19 protein-coding genes are annotated in these 20215 nt (G+C 64.5%); 14 read left to right on the top strand and 5 right to left on the bottom strand.

The features are described 5' to 3' along the window. Positions 1-27 precede the first annotated feature (27 nt). The 5 genes from IPL75_11615 (at position 28) to arsA (ending at position 6968) form a co-directional block, all read left to right on the top strand. Positions 28-2856: a TonB-dependent receptor gene (locus IPL75_11615; GenBank protein ID MBK9240885.1), complete on the top strand. Its 2829-nt coding sequence runs from the start codon at positions 28-30 to the stop codon at positions 2854-2856. Between the two features lie 28 nt (positions 2857-2884). After that, positions 2885-4234, top strand: coding sequence for a T9SS C-terminal target domain-containing protein (locus IPL75_11620; protein ID MBK9240886.1), 1350 nt, complete (start codon positions 2885-2887; stop codon positions 4232-4234). Between the two features lie 29 nt (positions 4235-4263). After that, positions 4264-4824: a hypothetical protein gene (locus IPL75_11625; protein ID MBK9240887.1), complete on the top strand. Its 561-nt coding sequence runs from the start codon at positions 4264-4266 to the stop codon at positions 4822-4824. Between the two features lie 81 nt (positions 4825-4905). Continuing rightward, positions 4906-5271, top strand: coding sequence for an arsenite efflux transporter metallochaperone ArsD (gene arsD, locus IPL75_11630; GenBank protein MBK9240888.1), 366 nt, complete (start codon positions 4906-4908; stop codon positions 5269-5271). After that, entirely contained in the window at positions 5262-6968 is a 1707-nt protein-coding gene (gene arsA, locus IPL75_11635; protein MBK9240889.1) for an arsenical pump-driving ATPase, read from the top strand. Before arsD ends, arsA begins: the two co-directional genes overlap by 10 nt. Here arsA and IPL75_11640 read toward each other — a convergent pair. From IPL75_11640 to IPL75_11650, 3 genes are read right to left on the bottom strand one after another with little or no spacing between them, the layout of a single operon-like run. Next, positions 6951-7190, bottom strand: coding sequence for a hypothetical protein (locus IPL75_11640; GenBank protein MBK9240890.1), 240 nt, complete (start codon positions 7188-7190; stop codon positions 6951-6953). The genes arsA and IPL75_11640 overlap by 18 nt on opposite strands. Positions 7191-7247: 57 nt before the next feature. Then, positions 7248-8315 carry a phytase gene (locus IPL75_11645; protein ID MBK9240891.1) on the bottom strand — a complete coding sequence of 356 codons (1068 nt, stop codon included), beginning with the start codon at positions 8313-8315 and terminating at the stop codon, positions 7248-7250. Positions 8316-8332: 17 nt separating this feature from the next. Beyond that, a complete protein-coding gene (locus IPL75_11650; protein MBK9240892.1) occupies positions 8333-11050 on the bottom strand; it encodes a TonB-dependent receptor in 2718 nt (905 codons plus the stop codon). A gap of 164 nt (positions 11051-11214) precedes the next feature. On the opposite strand from IPL75_11650, the gene IPL75_11655 reads away from it, so the two are divergent. Then, positions 11215-12468 carry a glucose-1-phosphate adenylyltransferase gene (locus IPL75_11655; protein MBK9240893.1) on the top strand — a complete coding sequence of 418 codons (1254 nt, stop codon included), beginning with the start codon at positions 11215-11217 and terminating at the stop codon, positions 12466-12468. A 255-nt stretch (positions 12469-12723) separates the two neighbouring features. On the opposite strand, the gene sixA is transcribed toward IPL75_11655, so the two are convergent. Together sixA and IPL75_11665 are read right to left on the bottom strand one after the other, a co-directional pair. Continuing rightward, complete coding sequence (gene sixA, locus IPL75_11660) at positions 12724-13218, bottom strand: phosphohistidine phosphatase SixA (protein ID MBK9240894.1); 495 nt, start codon at positions 13216-13218, stop codon at positions 12724-12726. Position 13219: 1 nt separating this feature from the next. Beyond that, positions 13220-14068: a CHAD domain-containing protein gene (locus IPL75_11665; protein ID MBK9240895.1), complete on the bottom strand. Its 849-nt coding sequence runs from the start codon at positions 14066-14068 to the stop codon at positions 13220-13222. Positions 14069-14101: 33 nt separating this feature from the next. Between IPL75_11665 and IPL75_11670 the strand changes: the two genes are divergently transcribed. From IPL75_11670 to yacG, 8 genes are read left to right on the top strand one after another with little or no spacing between them, the layout of a single operon-like run. Then, positions 14102-15313, top strand: coding sequence for a Ppx/GppA family phosphatase (locus IPL75_11670; GenBank protein MBK9240896.1), 1212 nt, complete (start codon positions 14102-14104; stop codon positions 15311-15313). Then, the gene (locus IPL75_11675; protein ID MBK9240897.1) at positions 15313-15663 is read left to right on the top strand and encodes a hypothetical protein; all 351 of its coding nucleotides are present in this window, start codon (positions 15313-15315) and stop codon (positions 15661-15663) included. Before IPL75_11670 ends, IPL75_11675 begins: the two co-directional genes overlap by 1 nt. Before the next feature lie 57 nt (positions 15664-15720). Next, the gene (locus IPL75_11680; protein ID MBK9240898.1) at positions 15721-16761 is read left to right on the top strand and encodes a PstS family phosphate ABC transporter substrate-binding protein; all 1041 of its coding nucleotides are present in this window, start codon (positions 15721-15723) and stop codon (positions 16759-16761) included. Further along, positions 16761-17651 (top strand): phosphate ABC transporter permease subunit PstC, encoded by an 891-nt coding sequence (gene pstC / locus IPL75_11685; GenBank protein MBK9240899.1) that lies wholly within the window; start codon positions 16761-16763, stop codon positions 17649-17651. Before IPL75_11680 ends, pstC begins: the two co-directional genes overlap by 1 nt. Before the next feature lie 17 nt (positions 17652-17668). Continuing rightward, positions 17669-18502 (top strand): phosphate ABC transporter permease PstA, encoded by an 834-nt coding sequence (pstA, locus tag IPL75_11690; protein MBK9240900.1) that lies wholly within the window; start codon positions 17669-17671, stop codon positions 18500-18502. A 26-nt stretch (positions 18503-18528) separates the two neighbouring features. Then, complete coding sequence (locus tag IPL75_11695) at positions 18529-19314, top strand: phosphate ABC transporter ATP-binding protein (protein MBK9240901.1); 786 nt, start codon at positions 18529-18531, stop codon at positions 19312-19314. Between the two features lie 17 nt (positions 19315-19331). Further along, entirely contained in the window at positions 19332-19991 is a 660-nt protein-coding gene (gene phoU / locus IPL75_11700) for a phosphate signaling complex protein PhoU (GenBank protein MBK9240902.1), read from the top strand. 37 nt (positions 19992-20028) lie between these two features. After that, positions 20029-20211 (top strand): DNA gyrase inhibitor YacG, encoded by a 183-nt coding sequence (gene yacG, locus IPL75_11705; GenBank protein MBK9240903.1) that lies wholly within the window; start codon positions 20029-20031, stop codon positions 20209-20211. Positions 20212-20215 lie beyond the last annotated feature (4 nt).

The raw sequence follows: 20215 nt of genomic DNA on the forward strand, positions 1-20215 counted from the left end.
TCACAGGCCGTTCGTACGCTGTCCCTCATGTTCACACTTCCGCACTCGCGGCCGTGTTTTGGAGGGATTCACATGATGAAGATGTTGTACCGGGTGGGCCTGACGCTGGCCTGCCTCGCCCTGGGGACGGCAAGCGCAGCGGCGCAGGCTCGAACGGGCAAGGTCACCGGCCGTGTGCTGGATGCCATTAACGCGTCGCCACTGCCGGGCGTCACCGTGGAGGTGGTCGGCACCGCGCAGACGACATTCACCGACCTGGATGGCAAATACTCGCTGGACCTGCCTGTCGGCAAACACCAGATCAAGGTCACCCTGTCGGGATTTGTGGACCGTGTCCTGTCGATCGACCTGACCGCGACCAGCCCGCGCACCGTGGATGTGACACTGGCGCTGGCCGGGTTCTCTGAGCAGATGACGGTGGTCGGTCAGATTACCGACGCGGAGACCACCAGCACGGCCGTGCAGCTGCTTGAGCGCCGGCGCGCCACCACCATCAACGACAACATGGGCAGCCAGGAAATGAAGTCCAACGCCGATAGCAACGCCGCCTCGGCCTTGCAGCGCGTCACGGGCCTCTCGGTTGTGGACAACTCCTATGTGTTCGTGCGCGGCCTTGGTGAGCGGTATTCGAACACCACACTGGGCGGTGCGGTCCTCCCCTCCACCGAGCCCGATCGCAAAGTCGTTGCGCTCGATATGTTCCCGGCCGGGATGCTCGACAACGTGTCTGTCATCAAGTCGTTCACACCCGACCGCTCTGCCGAGTTTGCGGGCGGCCTCGTGGAACTCAACATGTCCAAGCTCCCCAACAAGATGATGCTTGACGTGTCGTACACGTACGGCGCCAACAGTCTGGTGCAGGGCAAGAGCGTGCTTGATCACACCTCAGGCGACCGCGACTGGCTGGGCCTCACCAACAAGAGCCGTGCTCTGCCTTCCGCATTCCCCAACCGTCGAGTGATTCGCGGCGGCATCTACACTCCGGAAGTCGGCGTCGACGCGGCGACGCTCGAAACGCTCGGCGAATCGCTCGTAAACGCGTGGAGCCCGCAGCGTGTCGATGGCGCACCGAACCAGGGCTTCAGCGTGGCCTTTGGCAACCGATACGGCCGTCTCGGCGTGTCGGCCAGCCTCACGCAGTCGCAAAAGTCGGACTACCAGGAAGAATCGCTCGTCTTCTACTCGGCTGAAGGCGGCACCACCCTGACGCCATTCTCCACCTATGACTATCAGGTGGGCGCCACGCGTGGATCGTTGGCTGGCCTTGCGAACCTGGCCTATCAGCTCAACAACAACCATCGCCTGTCGGTGCAGGGCTTCTCCACCAACAAAGGCAAGCGCGAGACGCGCACATTCCAGGGTTACAACGACGACTCGGGCAAAGACTTCCGCAACGCCCGGCTGCTGTGGGAAGAAGAGAGCCTGCAGACCGTTCAGGTGACCGGCGAACACTTCTTTCCGACGATTTCGAGCAGCCGGCTCGACTGGCGCGCCACGGTCGGCCGCAGCAACCGCGACGAGCCGGACATCCGCGAAACGCTCTACGAGAAGCTCCCGGCGGGCACGGTCTACACCATCTCCGATGAATCGCAGAGCGGTCTGCGGATGTGGAACGACCTCGACGAAGACTCGATCGACCTTGGTGCGAACTGGAGCGTGGCCTTCAGCGGGCCCAGGGGCCTGCCGGGCATGATCAAGTTCGGTCCTTCCTACACCGAGCGAACCCGTAACTTCGACTCCCGGCGTTTCCGTTTCGTGCCGCTCGCCGGCATCCCGAACGTGCCAGGCGTGCCGACGTTTGACCTGAGCCAGTCGCCCGAAAACCTCTTCTCGGCAGCCAACATCGGGTCGCGATACGAACTGCGCGAAGAAACCCGGACGACCGACTCGTATGACGCGGAACAGCGCGTGGTCGCCGGCTACGGCATGCTGGACCTGTCGCTGACCAACCGCAGCCGTCTCATCCTGGGCGCCCGTATTGAGAACTTCCGCCAGACGGTGGATACGTTCGACCTGTTCGACACCAACCTGGATGGCACCACCGAGTCCATCCGAGCCGAGATCAAGAAGACCGATATCTTCCCGGCTGTGAATTTCGTCCAGGCCCTCTCGGCCAGCCAGAACCTGCGCGTGGGCTTCAGCCAGACCGTCAACCGCCCCGAGTTCCGGGAAGTGGCGCCGTTCGAGTTCACCGACATCGTTGGCGGACGCGCGGTGGTGGGCAACCCTGAACTCGAGCGTTCACTCATTCAGAACTTCGACGTGCGGTGGGAGTGGTTCGGCGGCGCCGAAGAAGTGCTCGCCGCCACGGCCTACTTCAAGCGGTTCGACAAGCCCATTGAGCGCATTGTTGAAGCGACATCTGCCCTGCGCACGTCGTTCCTGAACGCCAAGTCGGCCCGTAACGCCGGCGTGGAACTGGAAATGCGCAAACGGTTGACGTCACGATTCCTGGCGGGCGTCAACTACACGTTCGTGGACTCGAGCATTTCGCTGAACACGACGCAGACCACCACGTTGACCTCGCTCGAGCGTCCGCTCTCCGGGACGTCGAAGCACATCTTCAACGGCATGTTGGAGGCGAGGCTGCCGTTTGTGACAGCACGTGTCCTCTACAACAGCTTCAGCGACCGCATCGCCGACGTCGGTTCATTTGGCCTGCCGGACATCTTTGAGGAAGGCCGCAGCACTGTCGACGTGGCCCTCTCGGCCAACATCAAGCGACTGCGGATCCGTGTGTCGGGCGAGAACCTGAACAACACCGAAGTCCGCTTCCTCCAGGGCGCCGGCAACAAGCAGCGTGTCTACAGCCTTGGACGCACCTGGGCGGTCCAGTTCGGCATTTCCGCTTTCTAACTCAGTCGTGTGTGAAGAGACGATTCCTATGAGAACCATCATCAAGACTCTGACAACCCTCACCGCGGCGGTGGCCATCGCATGGACGATGGCGCCGGCGCCGGTGTATACGCAGCAGGCCGGCGTCATCGGCAGCCCGGTCACTGTCGCCGGTATCGACAAGCCGGTGCGCGTCATCAAAGGACGCTTCACCAGCGACGTGACGCTGACCAACGACACCTACTGGGTGTTGCGCGGCGCCGTGTTCATCGGTGAACCCGCCCGTCTCACCATCGCCGCCGGCACGCGGATTATCGGGGAAACGGCCACGCGCGGCACACTCGTGATCGAGCGCGGCGGACAAATCATCGCAAACGGCACGGCCCTCGCGCCCATCGTCATGACATCGGACCAACCGGTTGGCACCCGATTCCGCGGCGACTGGGGTGGCTTGGTCATCAACGGACGCGCGCCCCTGAACCTCCCCGGCGGCACCGCCATCGGCGAAGGGTCAACCGGCGTGTATGGCGGCACCAACCCTGCCGACAACTCGGGCATCCTCCGCTACGTGCGCGTCGAGTTCGCCGGCATCGAGTTCAGCCCCGACAACGAGCTGAATGGCATCGCCTTCCAGGGCGTGGGTAACGGCACGATCGTCGAGAACATCCAGATCCACTACAACAAGGACGACGGGATCGAGATGTTCGGCGGCACGGTGAACATCAAGCGCGTGGTGCTCACCAACATCGGCGACGACAACATCGACTGGACCTGGGGATGGACCGGCAAGCTGCAGTTCGCGGTGGTGCAGCAGCGCGGCGACGACACCGACCAGGGTATTGAAGCGGACAACCACAGCACCCAGCAGAACCTGCTGCCGCGGTCAGCGCCGCAGATTTACAACATCACCCTCATCGGCGACCCGAACTCCACCATCGGCCCCGAGAGCACCAACGGCATGCGACTGCGGGTCGGTACCGCCGGGATCATCCGCAACTTCATTGTCATGGGCTTCAAGGCACAGGGCATCGACGTGCGCGACGCTTCGACTGTCGCGGGTATTGCGAGCGGAGCCCTGTCAGTCACCGAGGGTATCCTGTTCCAGAACGGCCGCGGGGTGAACGCCACGGGCTCAACCGTGAACTGGGCGACGAACGCCACCACGGTTCCCTTGCGGACGGCCGCGGGCACCAGAGTGGCCGAGACGGATCCGATGCTGGTAGACCCGTTCAATCGGCTGGCTCCGGATTGGCGCCCAAAGGTGGGATCGCCGGCCCTCGTGCTGACGCCGGCGGTGCCGCCCAACGATGGGTTTTTCGAAGTCGCCCTGTTCCGCGGCGCGCTGGGGCCGGACCTGGCCACGGATTGGACCAAGGGCTGGACCTACTACGGCCGGTGATCTCACCCTTCAGGCGCTACGATAGCGCGATGCACCACTCATGCGCCCGGGCCGGTCATCAGACCGGCCCGGGCCTTTTTGTCAGGGGTCTGGTTCGCGGGCTGGTCGTCCTGGCTATCGGCATCGCCGGTCCTGTCGGATGCGGGAAGTCCTCCACGCCGATCGCCTTCGAGCCGGCGTTCACCAGCAAGGACGCCGTCGTGGAGGCCGCCCTCCGGGCGATTGCGGCCCGAGACGGCTCCACTCTGGCGAGCCTGGCCGTCTCGGAGAGCGAGTTCCGCAAACACATCTGGCCCGGTCTGCCGGCCAGCGACCCGAAGGTCGGTATGCCACTCGACTACGTGTGGGCCGACACGTCACAAAAGAATGAGAACTACATGGCGCAACTGCTGGCAGAGCACGGCGGTCGCGACTACCGGTTGATTGCCGTGACCTTCGGCGGTGAGACCACTGACTACGGTGCCTTCCGGGTGCATCGCAAGACGACGCTCGACGTGCGTGGCCCGGCCGGCCCTGTGACGGTGAGACTCTTTGGCTCGCTCGTGGAATCGGGCGGGCGCTGGAAGATTTATAGCTTCGTGGTTGACTAGACCTCGGTTTTCAAGCCCCACGTGTCTCTTACAGCATAAAACCGGCCGCGCTTGCCATGCTTGAATATTGATGGAGGCGTTATGACCGTAGTGCGTGTATTCGATCCAGCGATGTGTTGTTCGACTGGTGTGTGCGGTCCGTCGGTCGACCCCGATCTGGCGAGGTTCTCGGCGAACCTCGACTGGCTCAAGTCGCAAGGCGTCTCGGTCGAACGATTCAACCTCGCCCAACAGCCCGCGATGTTTGCCGACGATGACCAGGTGAAGGGTGTATTGCAGGCGAAGGGTCCCCAAGGCCTGCCCATCGTGATGGTGAACGGTGAGGTGAAGAGCACCGGCGTGTATCCGACGCGCGTGGACCTGGCGGGTTGGGCCGGCGTCGAAGCCAAGGTCTCACTCGGCAAGCCGATCATCCTCACCAACACCAACACCTCTGGCTGCTGTTGACCCGCATCCTGTTCTTCACCGGCAAAGGCGGTGTCGGCAAGACATCGTCAGCCTGCGCGACGGCGATAGAACTGGCCGACGCCGGCCGCCGCGTCCTCTTGGTCAGCACCGACCCGGCATCGAACCTCGACGAAGTGCTGGGAGTGACGCTCTCGTCCACACCAACAGCCGTGCCCGGAGTGCCCGGGCTGTCGGCGTTGAACATCGATCCGATGCGGGCGGCGGAGGCGTACCGCGAGCGCGTCGTGGGACCCTATCGTGGCGTGTTGCCCGAAGCGGCGGTCGCGAGCATCGAGGAGCAGTTGTCGGGCGCATGCACCGTCGAGATTGCCGCCTTTGACGAGTTCTCGAAACTGCTCGGCGACCCGGGTACCACGCGCGATTTTGATCACGTCATCTTCGATACCGCGCCAACGGGTCACACCCTGCGGCTGCTTGAGTTGCCGGCGGCCTGGTCGACATTCATCGACGCGAACGTCGGCGGCACGTCATGCCTTGGGCCGCTCTCGGGCCTGCAGGCGCAACAGGCCTTGTACGCCGCGTCGCACGCCGCGTTGCGTGACGGCAATACGACCACTCTGGTGCTGGTGGCGCGCCCGGAAGAACCATCACTGCGGGAAGCCGAGCGCACGCGGGCAGAACTCGCCACCCTCGGCATGCAGCACGTGCAGTTGATCCTCAACGGCCTGTTCACCGCGAGTGATCGATCAGATCCCATCGCGGTGTCGATGGACGCCCGTGCGCGGCACGCAGTGGACTCGATGCCCGAAGGGCTGCGTGTGCTTCCACGTACGGAGATTCCGTTGTTGCCGTTCGGCCTTGTCGGCATCGACGCCCTGCGCCGCATGCGGGCCGACGGCCTGAACGAACCGATGGAAGATGAAAGTCTGGACGCTCTGGTCACCGACATCGCCCGCTTTGGTTCGGGCGTGGTGATGACGATGGGCAAGGGCGGTGTGGGCAAGACGACCATCGCGGTCCGGGTGGCGACGCAACTGGCGCGCGGCGGTGCGCGAGTGCTGCTGACGACGACCGACCCGGCGGCGCATGTGGAGGCCGCCGCGACGGAACGGCCGGCCACACTTCAGGTCACGCGAATCGATCCGGCGGTCGAGACACGGCGCTATACGGAAGAGGTGCTCGCCACAGCGGGAGACGGCCTCGACGCCCAGGGGCGGGCATTGCTCGAAGAAGATCTGCGGTCGCCCTGCACTGAGGAGATTGCGGTGTTCCGCGCATTTGCCGAGGCCGTGGCTCACGGTGAAGAGCAGTTTGTGGTGATCGACACGGCGCCCACCGGCCACACGTTGTTGCTGCTCGATGCGGCCGAGGCCTATCACCGCGAGGTACTCAGGAAAAGCAGCGGCACCCCTGAGGCGGTGCAGCGCCTGCTCCCCCGGCTGCGCGATCCACGGTTCACGCACGTGTTGCTGGTGACACTGCCGGAAGCGACGCCGATCCACGAGGCCATGCAACTTGAACGCGATCTGGCGCGCGCAGATATTCATCCGTACGCGTGGGTCGTCAATCAGTGCCTGAGCCCGCTGTCGGTCACCGACCCTGTCCTGCGCGCGCGCCGCCGGCAGGAGGCGACCCATCTCGCTGAAGTGGCCCGCCATGCGGGGCGGCTCGTGATCGAACCCTGGCACGCCACGGAGGCGGGGCGGATGATCGAAGCTCTACAGCTTCGTGATTGACGGAATTGAGCCCGCGACGGCCATGGCCTCGCTGAGTTCAAACACGAGCACTGCGCGCTCAACCCTGTGCCAATCGGAATAGCGCTTGGTGCGAACGACCGCGCTGTCGCGGGTCTCACGCACCTCCCATCCCTGTGCGCTGCTTCTGACCTCAAGGAGGTCTGTGTGGCCGTCTGTCGTGCGGGTGTGGGTTTCCATGTAGTCGCGTCCTTCTGTACTCACGCTAGTTATGTCAGGTTCGCGGCCCGGCGCACGTAAACTCTTCGTAACACGGGGCGGTTATCTGGGCGCAATCCGGGCCCAGTCAAACAACGCGAAGTTTTTGGGCCCGCTATTCATCGCCACCAGCAGCCCCTGAGGAAATCCAGGCAAAGAGGCCGTAGAGACCTCAATGCCGTCTGTTTCGTCGGCCGAGGTCCTGATTTCCTGAAGTACGGTGTGGGTATGCGGCGCACCTGGCTCCCCTTCCCGCCGGTACAGCTTAAACACCGAACCGCCCTGAATCTGGTCCGTTGATACAAGGAAACCGCTGCCGCCGGGGCGCGAATAAATCGCCAGGCCTTCGCGATCACCCTGGTAGCCGGTCAAACCAAACGCAGCCAGTTCCTGCCCGGCGGCCGGATGGTCGGGGTTTGCGTGCCACTTGCGCACCGCGTACCGCTCGTCCGAGTAATAGACGTAGCCCAACTCATCGTCCACGACGATGGCTTCGATCTCGCCGGCCTCGCCGGGCGCGGCTCCAACGCCGCTGAAGTTCCCGAACCGGCGCACGAGCGTCCCCTTCACGCCGCGCGCGCCGTCGGCGTCGAGGCGATACTGCCAGAGGTAGTTCGTGGCGCCGCCGAGTTTCGGCGCGACAATCGCAAACACTGCGCCGTCTGAGGGCCGTTTGTAGAGGCCAATGCCCATCGGCTCGGAACGGTCGGCGGTCTCGCCGGCGAGGACGGGTACCGAGCCCAGCTCCGACAGCCCACTACCGTCGGCCTGAATCGAGAAGACCCGCAGGCGGTGCTGCAGGCGCTCAGCCACCACCGCGATGTCGAGAGTGCGGTCGCCCAGACGCACGCCCTGCTCGATGTCGACGTTGTTCGGCCGGTCAATGCCGGCAATGACCTGGCGAATCGCGCCATCCAGTCCGAAGACGACCACGGCCCCATGCGGCGCGGCGACCTTGTTGGTGCCGATAATCAGGCTCCTGGACGGGTCGGTGGGATGAATCCAGATGGCAGGGTCATCCGGGTCGTCGGGGACCGACGCCGTGGTGAGCGTGGGACCGAGTGGCGCGGACGGCGGTGGTTCTGAAACGACCTCCCCCCCGCCGCACGAGGCGGCGAGGGTGAGGCACACGATCAGGCTGTAACGGTTTACCAATTGATCTTGACGCCGAACTGCGTCCACCAGCGGTAGTACTCCTGCTGAATCGGACGATTCGTGTTGCCAATGTAGTAGCGCAGTGGGGCGTTTGTCAGGTTCAGTGCGTCAGCATAGATCTTGATGCGTTTCATCAGCTGCTGGCTGACGCTGATGTCGAGCTGCGTGTGGTTGTCGTAGTAGACGTCCTCGAGGGCGTCGCCACCCACGGCATCGATGTACTTGCCGTGGAAGTTCAATGAGGTCTTGGCCGAAAAACCGTGCTTCTCGTACCAGAGGGCCACGTTGCCCAGGTGCTTCGACTGGCCCGGCAGCGTGGAGTCTGTCGTCCGGTCCGGATACCGCGCGTTGGAGTCCGTCCACGTGTAGTTCGCATAGATGCCGAGACCGTCAAAGGGCGCGGGCAGGAACCGCAACTGGTTCTGAACGGCAAGCTCCACGCCCCAGAGCGTGGCGGTGTCGCCGTTCTTCGGCTGCGAAATGGCGTAGAGGTCACCGAACGCCTGTTCCTGGAAACGGAAGTTGAAGATGTAGTCGCTCATCCGCTTGTAGAACACACCGCCTGAGACCACGCCGATGGACTTGAAGTACCGTTCCGCCAGCACATCGAGGTTGTCCGACGTGGTTGGCTTCAGGGCGGAGTTGCCACGCGCAATTTCGGCATCCTCTTGGAAGACCAGCTGGTAGGGCACCAGGTCCACGTAGTTCGGCCGCGCGATGGTGCGGGTGTAGGCCGCGCGCAGGTTCGTCTCGCCGCTCAGCGCGTAACGCAGATGCAGGCCAGGCAGCACCTGCGTGTAGGTGTCGCCACCGGTGACAGCCCGCGTCGACACATAGTCGCCGCCATCGTCATACAACACTTCATAGCCCGTGTAGTCCACCTTGGTGGACTCCACGCGCACGCCCGGCAGCAGCGTCAACTTGGGCCCGAGGAAGAGCTCGGCCATCGCGTAACCCGCCAGGACGCGCTCCTTCGCGTCGTAGTTCTCTGCATCACCTTCGGGGTCCACCTGGTAGCGGCCCGCCGGCAGCGCATTGAACATGGCGCGTGAAGCGTCCGCGTTGATCCCGGGGAACTTCGCGTACGTGGCCGGAAAGAAATCAAGGAAGCGGCTGTTGTCGTACGCGGTGTCCTGCAACGCCGGAAAGTTCACCGTGGTCAGCGGTGAGGCTGCGCCTATCTCGAAGTTGCGCGTCTTGCGCTTGTCCTTGACCTTGGCGCCAAACTTCAGGAACCGGGCACCGTCGGTGCTTGCGCCCATCGGGACGCGCAGGTTGAACGAGCCCGTCCAGTCGCGGTCCTGGGTGTCGAAGATCTCCGTTTCCCAGGCGTTCAGTCGCGCGTTGGCCGAGACGTCGGCTGAAGGATTCGGCTGGATGTTCTCCGGGTCGCTGATATCAGGCGAGAAGTTGATGTTGGTCTGCCGGAAGATCGTGTCGAGCCGATCGGGCTGGATCTCTTCGGCGAACGCGTACGCCAGCCGATAGTCGAGGAAGGCACCGGTGCCCAGCAGATGATTCGCGCCGGCGGAAAACGACCGGATGTTCTGGTTCTGGTTCCGGTTCTTCAGCACGTGCTCGATCCGCCGGTTCCCCGGGCGATACCGGATGCGGTTGTTGACTTCGTAGTCTTCAAACCGGTTCACAATCGCGCGCAGGTTGATGGTGCTCGTGTCGCTGAGGCGGAGATCGCCTGAACCGTTGAACCCGTAACGGTTGCGCTCGATCTGATAGTCGCGGAGTTGCATGTCGGCCATCGTGTTGCCGGCATAGTCCACTTCGAAGTTCTCCGACCCACGGGTGAGCTGCGTCGCGCTGAATCCCGCCAGCAGGCCCACACGACCGCCGTTGACGCGGCGCCCGACCGTGCCGGACGCGTACTTCTGGCCTGCGGAACGCTGAAGCGCGTTATAACCACCGGCGATCGACGCCAGCATCGTGGGCTTGTTTGCCGCCTGCCTCGTAATCAGATTGACCGCGCCGCCGATGGAATCGGCGTCCATGTCGGGCGTCACGGCCTTGGACACTTCGATGGACTGCAACTGGTCGGCAGGAATCGCGTCGAGCGCCACCTGGCGGGCGCCGCCTTCGGGCGCCGGGATGCGCTCGCCGTCGATCTGCATCGAATTCAGCCGCGCCTCGGTGCCGCGCACGAGCACGTACCGGCCCTCACCCTGGTCACGCGCAATGGACACGCCCGGAATGCGCGAGGCCGCTTCGGCCGCGTTCGGGTCGGGGAAGCTGCCAATCTGGTCGGCCGCCACGACGTTGGTGATGTTGAGCGCGGTGCGCTGCTGATTGAGCGCGCGGGCCTGGCCCTCCTGGATCGACTCGCCGGCCACGGTCACCGTCTCGCTGTACGCGTAGTCCTGTTCGAGCTTGATTTCGATGACCACCGCGGCGGTGGCCGTGACGGTGACGGCCTGGGTGCCGTCACGGCGACCCAGATAGGTCACAAGCAAGGTCTGGTTGCCCAGCGGCACTCCGGTCAGGCGAAAAGCACCCTGACGGTCAGTCGCCGTTGAGACCGCACTCCCCTGCAACTGCACGCGTGCGCCTGGAAGTGCTTCCCCACGCGCAGCGTCCACCACTCGTCCCGTGACCGTTCCGGTCGACGCGGCCTGCGCCGCCAGCATTCCTGATGCCGATACACTTCCGGCCCCGAGAGCCAACGCCGCGACCAGCGCGGCGGCTCTACCTATGTTCATCATCGCGGTTCATCCTCCTCTCCTCCCGGCCAACTGCCGGCAGGATCGGAAGGGATCATCCGCAGCCGTCGTGACGACGGCATGACGAGGCGGTTACGCCGATCGAAAACCGCTTGCCGCGCGTGACACTCGCACCGGGCGCGCATCCAAGGCTAGAATGACCGACGATGCTGGATGTCCTGACGATTGTTCTCGGTGGTGGCCGTGGCACCCGTTTGTTTCCGCTCACCCACCACCGGTCCAAGCCGGCGGTTCCGCTGGGCGGCAAGTACCGGTTGATCGATATTCCGATCAGCAACTGCCTGCACGCCGGGCTCAAGCGCATCTATGTGCTGACGCAGTTCAACTCGGCGTCGCTCAACCGGCACATCTCACAGACCTATCGGCTCGACCTCTTCTCTGAAGGGTTCGTTGAGGTCATCGCCGCGGAACAGACCCCCGAAGGCGAGCGCTGGTTCCAGGGTACGGCCGATGCCGTGCGCCAGGCCGCGCGGCACTTCCAGAACATCGACGCCGAGTACTACCTCATCCTCGCGGGCGATCATGTCTACCGCATGGACTTCACCGAACTCATCGAGTCGCACATCGACCGCGGCGCCGACATCACGATTGCCGCGCAACCGGTGACGGCAGACGAAGCGACCCAGATGGGCATCCTGCGATGTGATTCCGGCAATCAGATTGTCGGATTTGATGAAAAGCCGGGACCTGCACGCCTCGAAGAGTTGCGCGCGCTGTCGCCGTCGGGCCTGGCCATGGCGGGGCTCGGTCCTGACAAACCCTTTGTCGCCTCGATGGGCATCTACGTGTTCTCTCGTGATGTGCTGCATGAAGTGCTGGCGCGGGACCACGCCGTGGACTTCGGCAAGGAGATCATTCCGCACGCGCTCACCACGCACAAAGTGCAGGCGCATTTTTCGCGCGGCTTCTGGGCCGATGTCGGCACGGTCGAGGCGTTTTACGACGTCAACCTCATGCTCACGCGGCGCGGCGCGCCCTTTAATTTTTTTCATCCCACGCGGCCCATTTATACGCGGCCGCGGTTCCTGCCCGCCTCACGCCTGCATCAGTGCGCGATTGACGAGGCGATCGTGGCCGAGGGGTGCTACCTCGACAACTGCGAGGTCAAGGAATCGGTGGTGGGCATCCGGACCTCGATCCATCACAGCGCCAAGGTCACCCGGTCGGTGCTGCTCGGCGCAGACTTCTATGACGACCGGCAGACCGACTTGCCGCTGGGTGTCGGGCGGGGCGCGGTGCTCGACCGCGTGATCGTGGACAAGAATGCCCGCATCGGCGAAGGCGCGCGACTCGTGAATGACCGCGGCCTGCAAGACGTGGACGGCGACGGCTACTACATCCGCAACGGCATCATCATCGTGCCCAAGGGCGCGATCGTCAAACCCGGGACCGTGGTGTAAATAGATTTCTCACCATGAAGCTCCATGAAGCTCCATGAAGATTCACCAATAGTCGTGCCGCGAAGTCTGACAGCGCGTGGTTGAGGGCCCAGCTTCGCTGGGCCAGCGCGATCGAAGGGGAGTCACGCACGAACACACCGAAGAGCTTCAGGCGGTGCGTTCGTGCGTGACTCCCCTTCGATCGTGCATGCCGCCGCAGGCGGCACTCAACCCCGCGCCTTCATGGATCTTCATGGCCCTTCATGGTGAATAAGATCATCGGCCGGCAAGGAGAATTTTTGGAGAGGCCAGCCACACGAGCTGGCCGGCGCGGGTTGGGGGCCAGGCCGGAAGGTCGATCCGGGCCACGCCACCCTTCTTGAACACCAACGGGATGCGGGTCCCAATCACCCACGCGGCGAAGGCGCCCAGGTCGGGCTCGTGGCCCACCACCGCCACGCGCGCTGGGGCCTTGAATTTCCCGAGCGCGGCGGCCGTTGCCGCGGGCGTATGGTCGGGCGCCAGTGCGTCCACGATCGAAACTGCCGGCGACGGCGTCCACACCGCCTTGAGAATCTGTGCGGTTTCAACCGCACGGGTCAACGGACTCGTCAGCACGATTTCGGCCGTTTCATCGAGGGTCACCAGCCGCTCGGCGATCTTCTTCATCCTCGCGGCGCCCTTTGCCGTCAGCGGACGCAGGGTGTCATCGGGCCAGTCCTCGCCTCGTTCCTCCGCAATGGCGTGCCTGATCAAAAACAGTGTGGGCATTTCAGCGCTGCTCCAGTCGTCGTGCCAGTTTCAACCAGGCCGGTGCGTCTGCCACCACCTGCGCGTGCATGGCGCGACACTCGCCCTCCAGTTCCACGCCCATCCGCCGCAGTTGCGCCTGCGTCGCGCGATCGCCGCCGATGTCGCGTCCCAGGCGCCGCAGCCAGTCCTGCAGCATCTGGACGTCGTGGAGCGCGCCCAGTTCTTCCTGCATGCCGGAGAGTGTTTTGATGTCGCGCGCCACCGCGGCCAGCCGTACAGCGCGCTCGGTCTCCAGGCTGTAACGAAGTTTCTTGGCACACAGCCGCACCTCATGCAGGCGATCGGGCACGTACAACGTCCCGAGCGCCTGCAGGGCGTCGGCCAGCGCGCCGGCGCGCTCCCGTCGCCGCTCGGCCAGCGCCTGATGGCAGGCGGCCACACCCCCACGCGCAGCGCCGGCAGCCGACCGCCGCAGGTCACGCAGCAACGCGGGGGTGCCCACGCGACGGAGGGCATCCACCACGTCTTTCTGCCGCTCCAGCCGTGCGCCCTCCAGTTGCTGATGTACGCGCGTCACCACCACCGGATGCCACGCGTGCCGTGTGGCGCGATCGGCCAGCAGGCCGAGGGTGACATCCAGTTCCCGAACCGCACCGAGTGCGGCGGCGACACGGCGCACATCACGGCGTGTGCGACGGGCCCGCGTTTCGTCCGCGGCCGCCACGAGCGGCAACATTTCGCGAATGCGTCTCGACGCCACGCGCCCCTGATGCACGCCGGTGGGATCCCCGCGCCGCGCCCGTCCGAGGGCGCGTGAAAAACGGCGCACCTGCTCAGCCAACGCGTGCGTCAGTCGAAGCGTGCTCACGGTCGCACCTCACCCACCGTGGTAGCTTAGTGCATGCGGATCGCGGCGATCGATATCGGCACGAATTCGGTGCATATGATCGTCGTACGTGTGCGGCCCGACCTGTCGTTTGAAGTCGTGGATCGCGAGAAAGACATGGTGCGGCTCGGGGCGGGCGGACTTGACGGCCGGCGCCTGTCGGACACGGCTGTTACAAACGCGTTACAAACCTTAACCAAGTTCAAGCGCCTCGCGGAGTCGCACGCGGTGGATGAGATCATCGCGTCGGCGACCAGCGCGGTGCGTGAAGCCGAAAATGGCGGGGATTTTGTCACGCGGATTCGCCGGGAAGTGGGCATTCGTGTCCGCACGATTTCCGGCATTGAAGAAGCGCGCCTCATCCACCTGGCGGCGGCCTACGCGGCGGGCGTCGGCGGCCAGGCTGCGGTGGTGATCGACATCGGCGGCGGCAGCGTGGAATTGACGCTCGGCACCGCGGCTCGCATGCAACTGGGCGGCAGCTTCAAGATTGGCGTCATCCGGCTGACCGAGCGGTTCGTCACGAGCGACCCAATTACGGCGGACGAAGAAAAGCGGGTGGAGCGATACGTCCGCCGGCAGACGGCGACACACATTCGCGCGCTCAAGTCGCGTGGCTTTCACCGTGTCATCGGCACGTCAGGCACGATCGCCGCGCTCGGCGCGCTGGCCGTGCGCGACGGCGGCGACCTGCGCAACCGGCGCGTGAGCGCCAAGGCGTTTCGCCGCGTCAGGCGATCGCTCACCGACACGACACTCGAAGATCGTCTGGCGCTCCCCGGCCTGGACCCGCGACGCGCCGACCTCGCGGTGGCCGGCGCCGTGTTGCTCGACACCCTGCTCAGCGCCCTGGGCGCCACCGAGTTGACGCTCTGCGACTTCGCCCTGCGAGAAGGGCTGGTGCTCGACTACATCAAGAAAAACGGCGCGCACATCCGCACCGTCGAACGGGCCCCGATGTCCGTCGGCGCAGCGTCATCGAACTCGCCGAGCGCTGTCACTACATTCCGCGGCATGCCACCCACGTGGCACGCCTGTCGCTCGCGCTGTTCGACGCGACGCAGCACCTGCATGAACTGGGGCCACGCGAACGTGAGTGGCTGGAGTACGCCGCGATCCTGCACGACATCGGCGGCCTCATCAGCTACGAACGGCACCACAAACACTCGCACTATCTCATTCTGCATGGCGATCTTCGGGGCTTCGAGCCCGACGAGATTGTGCTGATGGCCCTGGTGGCGCGATACCACCGCCAGACCGCCCCACGGAAAAGCCATGAGGACTTCAGCGCCCTGCCAGCGCCGCGCCGCCGTATCGTGCGGCTGCTGGCCGCCATGCTGCGCCTGGCCGAAGGTCTGGACCGCGGCCACGCACAATCGATCGGCGGCATTGAGCTCACTGAGACACCCGAGGGCCTTCTCGTGCGCCTTCGGGCGGGTGAAGCGTCCGAACTGGAGCTGTGGGCGGCCCAGCGGCATGCCGAGCCCCTCTCGGACCTGCTGGACCGGCCGATCCGCTTCGAAGTCGCGGTTGGGCGGGGTCGCCGACGGGCCGCCCGGCCCCCGGTCCGCTTGTAACACAGAATTTACACCTCCGAAACCGGCGCGATATTCTCGGCCCATACGCTCGGTCCTATGAGAATTCGCCTTCTGTCCGCTGCCCGCCTCCTGAGCATCATCACGTTGCCCGCCCTTGTCGCTGCTTCGTGCGGTGGTGGCACAGAGCCGGCGCCCTCGTCCACGCCTGCGGCCGTCATCGCCATCGACGGCTCCAGCACGGTCTTTCCGATCTCCGAAGCGGTCGCGGAGGATTTCGGCAAGACCGATGGTTCCGCACCAGTCACAGTCGGGTTTTCGGGAACCGGCGGTGGCTTCAAGAAATTCTGCCGCGGCGAAATCGCGGTGTCTGACGCCTCGCGGCCCATCAGCACCTCCGAACTGGAAGCCTGCGCCCAGGCATCGATCGCCTTCGTTGAACTGCCTGTCGCCTACGACGGCCTCGCTGTGGTCGTGAATCCCAAGAACACCTGGGCCGCTTCGATGACGGTCGCCGAACTCAAGAAGCTGTGGTCGCCCGACGCGCAGGGCAAAATCACGAAGTGGAGCCAGGTCCGCGCGGGCTGGCCCGACAAGACGATTAACCTCTACGGCGCCGGCACCGACTCGGGCACCTTCGACTACTTCACCGAGGCGATTGTGGGCAAGGCCAAGCAGAGCCGCGGCGACTACACGTCGAGCGAAAACGACAACATCCTGGTGCAGGGCGTTTCGGGTGACGAATACGCCCTCGGGTACATGGGCCTCGCCTACTACGAAGAGAACCAGGGCAAGCTCAAGCTCGTGGGCATCGACGACGAGGACCCCACCAACGGGGCGGGCCCCATTCAGCCGTCGTTTGACGTGGTGCGCAACGGCACCTATCGCCCTCTGTCACGGCCCCTGTTCATTTACGTGAGCACCACCGCGATGGCCCGCCCTGAAGTGCAGAAGTTCGCGGACTTCTACCTGGCCAACACCGGCAAGCTCTCGAAGGAAGTCGGGTATGTCTCGCTGACCGACGCCGAACTGGCGCTGGTCAAGGCGCGCCTCGCGGCACGCACCCCCGGCACCATGTTTGCCGACCACGCGGCGCAGTCAACGAAATCCCTGACAGAACTGCTGCAGGGCCGTCAGTAATGACGCTGGCGACCCGGCGGAAAGTCGAGTGGCTGATCGAGCGCGCGCTGTTTGCCTGCGCCGCCGGATCAGTGCTCGTCACCGCCGGGATCATCGGCGTGCTCGTCTTCGAAACGTACGAGTTCTTCCGTGAGGTGCCGATCACGGACTTCCTGTTCGGCACCGTCTGGACGCCGCTCTTCTACGACCCGCAGTTCGGCGTACTCCCCCTTGTGGGCGGCACCATTCTGGTGTCGCTCATCGCCATGCTCGTGGCGATGCCTGCCGGCCTGCTCTCGGCCATCTACCTGAGCGAGTATGCCCCGCCAGGCGTGCGGCGCGTGGTCAAGCCCGTGCTGGAGGTGTTGGCCGGGATTCCCACGGTCGTCTTCGGCTATTTCGCCCTGCTGTTCGTGACTCCGCTGCTGCAAAAGGTCTTCCCCGACCTGGCGCTGTTCAATGCGCTGAGTCCCGGTCTGGTCATGGGCATCATGATCCTCCCGCTGGTGTCGTCGCTGTCGGAAGACGCGTTGCACGCGGTGCCTAACGGGCTACGTGAAGGCGCGTACGCCTTGGGCGCCACCAAGATGCAGGCGGCGTTGCGTGTGGTGGTGCCCGCCGCGCTCTCCGGCATCTCCGCGTCGTTCATCCTCGCCATGTCCCGCGCCATTGGCGAGACGATGATTGTGGCGATCGCGGCGGGACAACAGCCGCGCCTGACCGCCAACCCCATGAATCCGGTGGAGACGATGACCGCCTACATCGTGCAGGTCAGCATGGGCGATACACCGGCGGGATCGATTGCCTTCCGCACCATCTTCGCCGTGGGCATGTTGCTGTTCCTGATGACCTTCGTGCTCAACCTCATCAGCGACTGGCTGCGCCGCCGTTTCCGGGAGCAGTATTCGTGACCTCTGCCTCGCGCCGCATGGCCGGCGATCGCCTGCTGCAGACCATGAGCATCCTCGTGCTCACGCTCTCGCTCGTCGCGCTGCTGGCGCTGCTGTACGACATCTGGTCTGACGGCTGGGCGCGCCTCGACTGGGAGTTCCTCACCAGCATGCCCTCCCGCCGCGCATCGTCGGCGGGCATCTACCCCGCGATTCTCGGCAGCCTCTACATCCTGATGGTGACGGCGGCGTTTGCGCTGCCACTGGGGATCGGCGCCGCGGTGTACCTCGAGGAGTACGGTGGAGGCGGCCGCATGGCCCGCCTCATCGAAATCAATATCGCCAACCTCGCAGGCGTGCCGTCGATCATCTACGGCCTGCTCGGGCTGGGGATCTTCGTGCGGGCGTTTGGGTGGGGCCCGTCGATTCTCTCGGGCGGCGCCACGCTGGGCCTGCTCGCACTGCCCGTGGTCATTCTCTCCACGCGCGAAGCGCTGCGAACCGTGCCGATGTCCGCGCGAGAAGGGTCGTACGCCCTGGGCGCCACCAAGTGGCAGACCATCTGGCATCAGGTGCTTCCCACCGCGTTACCGGGTATCCTGACGGGCCTGATCCTTGCCATGTCTCGCGCCATCGGAGAAACTGCGCCGCTCATCACGATCGGCGCCCTCGCGTACATCGACTTCACGCCGTCGGGCGTCATGTCGCCCTTCACGGTGCTGCCCATCCAGATCTACAACTGGGTTTCCAAACCGCAGGTGGCGTTCGCCGAAAACGCCGCGGCCGGCATCATTGTGCTGCTGGTCCTGCTCCTCTCGATGAATGCCGTGGCCATCGTGCTGCGGGACCGCTTCCAGAAAGCCCGCGCATGACCACCCTCCTTCGACCGCTGTCGACGATGACCACGGGCAACGCTCGCCCAACCACGCCCGTGAAGATCGACGTGCAGGGGATGAATTTCTACTACGGCGCCAAGCAGGCCCTGAGCGACATCACCATCGCGCTCCACGCGAACCTGGTCACGGCGTTCATCGGCCCGTCGGGCTGCGGCAAGAGCACCTTCCTGCGTACGCTCAACCGGATGAACGACATCATCCCGGGCACGCGGGTTGAAGGCCGCGTCCAGATCGACGGCGAGGACATCTACGCCTCATCCACTGACGTGGTGGGACTGCGCCGGCGCGTGGGCATGGTCTTCCAGAAGTCCAACCCCTTTCCGAAATCCATCTTCGAGAACATCGCGTACGGCCTGCGGATCAATGGCCTGACGAAGAACCGCGGCGAGATGGAAGGCCGGGTCGAGGAGAGTCTGAAGGCCGCCGCGATCTGGGATGAGGTCAAGGACCGGCTGACCGAATCGGCACTGATGCTGTCGGGCGGCCAGCAGCAGCGGTTGTGCATCGCCCGTGCCCTGGCCATTCAACCCGAGATCCTGTTGATGGATGAGCCGGCGTCGGCGCTCGACCCGATTGCAACCCAGCGCATCGAGGAACTCATCTACCAGCTCAAGACGTCTTACACGATTGTGATCGTGACGCACAACATGCAGCAGGCGGCGCGCGTGTCCGACCAGACGGCGTTTTTCTGGCTCGGCCGCCTCGTGGAATCGGGCCCCACGGAACAGATTTTCACCAGTCCGACCGAGAAGTTGACGGAAGACTACGTCACCGGTCGCTTCGGTTAACCCGGCAGGATTCAGCTATGGAACGGCACGCACGACACTTTCAGGACGAGCTCGACGAGCTCAAGGGACGACTGCTCGAGATGGGTGGCCTGGCCGAAGAGCGGCTGCGCCTGGCTGTGCGCAGCCTGGTCGATCGTGATGGCCGGATGGTTGAGGCGGTGCTCACCGGCGACGCCGCCATCAACCAGTTGCACATCGAAATCGACGACCGCTGCTTCAAGCTGCTGGCGCTGCATCAACCCATGGCGGGCGACCTCCGCTCCATCGTCGCCGCCGTCAAGATCAACACCGACCTTGAACGCGTGGGCGACCTGGCGGTCAACATCGCCGAGGCGGTGCGTCGCTACCTGCAGCACCCGCCGGTCAAGGAACTGATCGACATCCCGAAGATGGCCGAACTGGCGCAGGTGATGCTGCGCGACTCGCTGGACGCCTACGTCCGCCACGACCTTGGCCTGGCCCGGAAGGTGCTGGGGCAGGATGACGAGCTGGATGCACTCAAGACCCATGTGTTCCGCGACCTGCTGGCCTGCATGCTGCGCGACGCCGCCACAATCGAACCCAGTCTGGACCTGATCCTCATTTCGCGTCACCTCGAGCGGATTGGCGACCACGCCACGAACATCGCCGAGGACGTCATTTTCATGGTCTCGGCGAAGGACGTCAGGCACCAGTAGTCGGCAGCAGGCGGCATTTCGCGCATAATACCCCCTGATGTCGGCCCGGCCTGTGTGCGTGCAATGCCGCCTGCAGCCTGCGGATCCCCGGTGGCGGCCCTTTTGCAGTGAACGTTGTCAGTTGGCGGACTTGAACCGCTGGCTGCAGGGCGACTACCGGGTTCCTGGGCCGGCTATCGATTCCATCCCCGACTCGCCCGACAATGATCCGTCCACGTGAATTG

It is taken from the genome of Acidobacteriota bacterium (assembly GCA_016716905.1).
Lineage (GTDB): Bacteria > Acidobacteriota > Vicinamibacteria > Vicinamibacterales > SCN-69-37 > SYFT01.